This is a genomic window from Mesorhizobium sp. M7A.F.Ca.US.006.04.2.1 (assembly GCF_004022915.1).
Lineage (GTDB): Bacteria > Pseudomonadota > Alphaproteobacteria > Rhizobiales > Rhizobiaceae > Mesorhizobium > Mesorhizobium ciceri.
Window position 1 is genome coordinate 1 of record NZ_RZQA01000313.1, and the last position, 6572, is coordinate 6572.

The following is a 6572-nucleotide window of genomic DNA, read 5'->3' on the forward strand; positions in this document are numbered from 1 at the left end:
GGCGATAAATATCCTGACCACGGAGGCGGCGGTAAGCCTCAGGGACAATGAAGATTTTCTCGCCGGCCTCGAGGTGACGCCGGAGCGCCAGGCGGTCTGGGACGAACTCGACGGCCTCGATCGCTTCGTCGCGCGTAAGAAGATCGTCGAGCTGATGGAAGAGGGCGGCTTCCTCGAAAAGGTCGAGCCGCATCGCCACGCGGTGCCGCATGGCGATCGCGGCGGGGTGCCGATCGAGCCATTCCTGACCGAGCAATGGTATGCCAATGCGGCGGAACTGGCCAAACCGGCGATCGCTTCAGTGCGCGAAGGTCGCACGAACTTCGTGCCGAAGAACTGGGAAAAGACCTATTTCGACTGGATGGAGAACATCCAGCCCTGGTGCATCTCGCGCCAGCTCTGGTGGGGTCATCAGATTCCGGCCTGGTACGGGCCCGACGGGCGCGTCTTCGTCGAGAAGACCGAGGAAGAGGCGCTGAGCGCCGCGATCGAATTCTATCTGGCGCTGGAAGGACCGTGGAAGGCCTGGGTCGAGGACAAGCTGGAGAACTTCAAGCCGGGCGAGATCCTGACCCGCGACGAGGACGTGCTGGACACCTGGTTCTCGTCGGCGCTGTGGCCGTTCTCGACGCTGGGTTGGCCCGATGAGACTCCCGAGCTGAAGACCTACTACCAGACCGACGTGCTGGTGACAGGCTTCGACATCATCTTCTTCTGGGTCGCCCGCATGATGATGATGGGCCTGCACTTCATGGACGAGGAGCCGTTCCACACCGTCTATGTCCATGCGCTGGTGCGCGACAAGAACGGCGCCAAGATGTCGAAGTCGAAAGGCAACGTCATCGATCCGCTCGACCTGATCGACGAATACGGCGCCGATGCGCTGCGCTTCACGCTGACGGTGATGGCGGCGCAGGGCCGCGACGTGAAGCTCGATCCGGCGCGCATCGCCGGCTATCGCAATTTCGGCACCAAGCTGTGGAACGCGACGCGTTTTGCCGAGATGAACGAGGTCGCGCGCAATGACGATTTCTGGCTCAACGACGCCAAGCTGGCGGTCAACCGCTGGATCCTCACCGAGCTGACGCGGGCGGCGCGCGAGATCACCGACGGCATCACCTCATACCGCTTCAACGAGGCGGCGGGCGCCGCCTACCGCTTCGTCTGGAACCTGTTCTGCGACTGGTACCTGGAACTGCTGAAGCCGGTGTTCATGGGCACCGACGAGGCGGCCAAAGCCGAAAGCCGAGCCTGCGTCGCCTTCGTGCTCGACGAGATCTACAAGCTGCTGCATCCGATGATGCCGTTCATGACCGAGGAACTGTGGGCGCAGACCGCTGGCGAAGGCAAGCAACGCCCCTCGCTGCTGTGCCATGCCACGTGGCCGTCACCGGACTTCGAAGACGCCGAGGCTGCAGCCGACATCAATTGGCTGGTCGACCTCGTCTCCGGCATCCGCTCCGTGCGTTCGGAGATGAACGTGCCGCCGGCAGCCATCGCACCGCTCGTCGTGGTCGGCGCCAACGATGTGACACGCGAGCGCCTCGTTCGCGAGGATTCGGCGATCAAGCGGCTGGCGCGGGTCGGCGACATCTCGCTTGCCGATGTCGCGCCCAAGGGTTCGGCGCAGATCGTGCTCAACGAGGCGACGATCTGCCTGCCGCTTGGCAGCCTGATCGACCTCGCCGCCGAGGCTGCACGGTTGCAGAAGGAACTGGCCAAGGTGACCGAGGAGATCGCGCGCCTGCACAAGAAACTGTCGAACGAGAGGTTCGTGGCCAGCGCGCCGGCCGAGATCGTCGATGCCGAGCGTGAAAAGCTCGCCGAATACCGCGATGCACAGGACAAGCTGTCGGTCGCGTTGGCCAGGGTTCGCGACGCCGGTTGAGGATAGATTCGCGAGACTTTAGACCCCTCTAAAATGCTGGTTTTCCGCCTGGAAAATCAGCATTCCGTTGCGTTAATATTGACGTAAACGGAAGTTTTAGCCGCATTGTTGCCATAATGTAACAATGGGGCTCCCGGACCCCAAAAAAGGCCTGTTTTCGAGCCTTTTGGATGGTTTTCCCTGTTTTTTGAGAGCCGCTCAGCCTTCACAGACCATTTTTCGGCCTTGCCGCACCCGGTTGCATTTCCTCGAAAATGCGGCTGGCCAGTGTGTACATGTACGCCCGCGAATTCGTTGTTGCACCGTTAACCTGAATTGGTTCTAGCTTGGTGCACTCGAATTCGGGGGAGGACATTTCATGACTATTCTGCGACTGAAGGCGCTGCTGGGGGCGGGCTGCTTTTCGCTGGCTTTGATCGGGACGGCGATGAATCCGGCACATGCCGGCGGCCTGGAGCGTGGCGGCTACGATATCGATCTGCTGTTCGATCCTGCCCAAGTCACGGGTGAGGTCTCCGGCACCTATGTGATGCCGCAGCGCGACCTCAAGAACGTGAAGGACACCGACCCGTCCGACGGCCCCCTTAACCTCATGGGTTTCTCCAACAGTGCTCGCGATACCGAAAGCTATTGGGTGCCGAGCGTCGGCATCAAGGCGGGTATGGGCCCCGTCGATTGCCTCGTGGACTATGGCCAGCCGATTGGTGCGTCCAGCAACCCGGGTCGGAATTGGGCCGGCGCGAACAGCAATGTTGAAACCCAGGTGAAGAGCGAGGCTGTGGGTGGAACCTGCTCCTACAAAATGGATCTCGGCAAAGGACAGTTTCGTTTTATCGGCGGCGTGTTCCACGAGAATGTTTCTGGCTTCAAAGAACAATTGGTGGCTCCCATTCCCGGTGCGGGCATAGGGCGGCTTGACCTTGAGGGTGACGGCTGGGGATGGCGAGCCGGCGTTGCGTATGAGATTCCGGATATCGCCCTGCGCGCCAGCTTGGTCTATAATTCGGCGGTCAAGCTCAACAATTTGGACGGAACGCTGGATCTGTCTCAGGTTCCCGCGGCCCTCAATCCTTTAAATCCGTTTTTGGGCAAAGTGACGAATGTTAGTGGTTCCTCGCAGGTTCCGGATTCTGTAGAGCTCAAGCTTCAGTCGGGCATAGCTCCTGGCTGGCTGGCATTCGGATCCATCAAGTGGATGAATTGGAGCGAGCTACAGAGCATTCCGTTTTGTCCCACCGGCACGGCATCCTGCACGACGACCAGCCCATTGCGGCTTACCTCGCTCGATCTACTCTATCGCGATGGCTGGACAGTTTCCGGCGGCGTCGGCCACAAATTCAATGATCAGTGGAGCGGTGCGGCGGTTATCACGTGGGATCGCGGAACGTCGACCGGCCTGAGCGCCCAGACCGATACCTGGACCCTCAGCGGTGGCGTGGCCTACACGCCAACTCAGAACATCGAGGTTCGACTTGGGGGCGCGGTGGGAGTGCTGACCAGTGGATCGATCCATACGGCCGTAAACCCAGATGATGGCCTAACATATGACAATGGCTATACCGCGGACTTCGGCAACGACCTTGTCACGGCACTTTCAACATCATTGAAGGTCAAGTGGTAACGAATTGAAATTGCGCATGAAAGGCCGGGCACTGCCCGGCTTTTTTCGTTTGAGATCGCATTGCCCGCGATTGTCTCATCCAAGCTGCATTGCACGTAATCCAAACCGCTTGCGCCTCCTGCTATTGTGACGTTTTGGCAACACTTTCTGAACAACCCCTGCGGTAGAAGCTGGGCTGAGGAAATTGCCCATTTCCCGCCATAAACCCGGCGCACCTCGATCTTGTCTCGGGACACGCGCCAAAAGGCTCGGCGAGGGGGCAGGCCGCTCCGCCCCATTTGCAGGGAAGATGGGGCAAGGAAGAGTATGGACGCCAAAGTCATCTCCAAGGCTAAGCTCCCTAGCCGCTATGTGACCGTCGGTCCGGCGCGTGCGCCGCATCGTTCCTATCTCTATGCCATGGGTTTGTCGGCGGCCGAGATTGCGCAGCCGCTGGTCGGGGTCGCCTCCTGCTGGAACGAGGCGGCGCCCTGCAACATTTCGCTGATGCGCCAGGCGCAGGTGGTCAAGAAGGGCGTCGCGGCCGCCAGCGGCACGCCGCGCGAATTCTGCACCATCACCGTCACCGATGGCATCGCCATGGGTCACCAGGGCATGAAGTCGTCGTTGGTGTCGCGCGAGGTCATCGCCGATTCGGTCGAGCTCACCATGCGCGGCCATTGCTACGACGCGCTGGTTGGGCTCGCCGGCTGCGACAAGTCGCTGCCCGGCATGATGATGGCCATGGTGCGGCTCAACGTGCCGTCGATCTTCATCTATGGCGGTTCGATCCTGCCCGGCAGCTATCGCGGCCGCCAGATCACCGTGCAGGATGTTTTCGAGGCGGTCGGCCAGCACTCAGTCGGCACGATCAGCGATGACGAACTGCTTGAGATCGAGCAGGTCGCGTGTCCCTCGGCCGGTTCCTGCGGCGCCCAGTTCACCGCCAACACCATGGCGACCGTCGCCGAGGCGATCGGCCTGGCGCTGCCCTATTCCTGCGGCGCGCCGGCGCCCTATGAAATGCGCGACCGGTTCAATTTCGCCTCGGGCGAAAAGATCATGGAGCTGATCGCCAGAAATATCCGGCCGCGCGACATCGTCACGCTGAAGGCGCTGGAGAATGCGGCGACCGTGGTCTCGGCCACCGGCGGTTCGACCAACGCGGCACTGCATCTGCCGGCGATCGCGCACGAGGCCGGCATCAAGTTCGACCTGTTCGACGTGGCCAAGATCTTCGAGAAGACGCCTTACATCGCCGACCTCAAGCCGGGCGGCAAATATGTCGCCAAGGACATGTTCGAGGCCGGCGGCATTCCGCTGCTGATGAAGACCCTGCTCGACCACGGCTATCTGCATGGCGATTGCATGACGGTGACTGGCCGCACTTTGGCCGAAAACATGCAGCACGTTGTCTGGAATGAGCATCAGGATGTGGTCCGCCCGGCCAACAGACCCATTACCCAAACCGGCGGTGTCGTGGGCTTGAAGGGAAACCTGGCCCCCGAAGGCGCGATCGTGAAGGTCGCCGGCATGGCGGAGTTGAAATTCTCCGGTCCGGCCCGCTGCTTCGATTCGGAAGAGGAATGTTTCGAGGCGGTGACCCATCGCAACTACAGGGAGGGCGAGGTTCTCGTCATTCGCTACGAAGGACCGCGCGGCGGCCCCGGCATGCGCGAAATGCTGTCGACGACGGCAGCACTCTACGGCCAGGGCATGGGCGGCAAGGTGGCGCTGATCACCGACGGGCGCTTCTCGGGCGCGACGCGCGGTTTCTGCATCGGCCATGTCGGCCCCGAAGCAGCCGTGGGTGGCCCGATCGGACTGCTCAGGGATGGTGACGTGATCTCGATCGACGCGGTGAACGGCACGATCGATGTGGCGTTGTCCGATAGCGAACTGGCGGCGAGGGCAAAGACATGGAAGGCGCGCGCGACCGATTATCAGTCGGGCGCGATATGGAAATATGCACAGACGGTAGGGCCGGCGCGCGATGGCGCGGTGACCCATCCGGGCGGTGCGAAAGAAACACACTGTTATGCGGACATCTGAGTTGTTGAGGTCGTCTGTCTTTTCGGCACTGGTCGTGGCCGCCACGTTTGGCGCGACCTTTGGCGCCGTCGGCCAGGCCATGGCCTTCGACGACAAGGTGTTCGACGACAAGACCGGGGTGAAGCCGCAATCGAGCCCCTGGGCGGTCTTCCAGTTCGGCTTCTCCGCCTACAAGAACGGCCACAAGGAGCAGGCTGCCGAGGCCTACAAATACGCCGCCGAAAACGGCCAGATCGGCGCCACCTGGAAGCTTGCCCGCATGTATGCCGAGGGCGACGGCGTGGCGCGCGACGACTATGAGGCGTTCAAGTTCTTCTCCGAGATCGTCGACCAGGATGTCGAGCCCGGCTCGCCCGAGGAAAGCTATGTCTCCGATGCGCTGGTGGCGCTTGGCGACTATTTGCGCACGGGCATTCCCGGCAGCCCGGTCACCGAGAACGAGGTGGCGGCCCAGGAATACTACATGCGCGCGGCTGCCAACTACCGTAACCCGAACGCACAGTTCGAGATGGGGCAGATGTTCCTGAAGGGCGAGGGCGGGGTGAAGGCCAGTGTCAAGCAGGCCGGGCGCTGGTTCCAACTCGCCGCCGAGAAAGGCCATGCCGGCGCCCAGGCGACGCTGGGCCATCTGTTGTTCCAGAGCGGCAAGATCGTTCGCGGCCTGGCGATGATGACGGCAGCGCTCGAACGCGCTTCGCCGGCTGACCAGCCCTGGATCCGCGGCATGCAGGAAGAGGCATTTGCCACCGCGGGCGAGGCCGACCGTCGCACCGCCATCTCGCTGGCCGATGATATCCTCACCAAGGGCAACAACGCGGACCAGTAGTTTTGCTGGCGGCTGAACTGCCGATCTCCCCCACGAAGCGGGAGATTGCTCAGTTCGCGATCGGCTCCGTCGGCACCATGCTGGGCGCCGGCGTCGAGATCGGCGTGACATGGGGGTGTGGCGCCAGCGTGTTTTCCGGGCAGCTATCCCCGATCTTCGTCCACGAGGTGTTGTTGAGCACCATATCGCAGCGGGCCAGATGGCTC

General features: G+C 61.9%; 4 protein-coding genes. All 4 read left to right on the forward strand.

Annotated features, from left to right (window positions below):
- Positions 1–1888, forward strand: a 1888-nt coding sequence (locus EN925_RS17690; protein ID WP_128336759.1) for a valine--tRNA ligase, incomplete at its 5' end; no start/stop codon positions are given.
- Positions 1889–2246: 358 nt separating this feature from the next.
- Complete coding sequence (locus tag EN925_RS17695) at positions 2247–3509, forward strand: OmpP1/FadL family transporter (protein WP_024503841.1); 1263 nt, start codon at positions 2247–2249, stop codon at positions 3507–3509.
- A 306-nt stretch (positions 3510–3815) separates the two neighbouring features.
- Positions 3816–5540 carry a dihydroxy-acid dehydratase gene (gene ilvD, locus EN925_RS17700; RefSeq protein WP_024503842.1) on the forward strand — a complete coding sequence of 575 codons (1725 nt, stop codon included), beginning with the start codon at positions 3816–3818 and terminating at the stop codon, positions 5538–5540.
- On the forward strand, positions 5527–6366 hold the full coding sequence (locus tag EN925_RS17705; RefSeq protein ID WP_013531284.1) for a tetratricopeptide repeat protein: 840 nt from the start codon (positions 5527–5529) through the stop codon (positions 6364–6366). Before ilvD ends, EN925_RS17705 begins: the two co-directional genes overlap by 14 nt.
- The last annotated feature ends 206 nt before the right edge of the window (positions 6367–6572 follow it).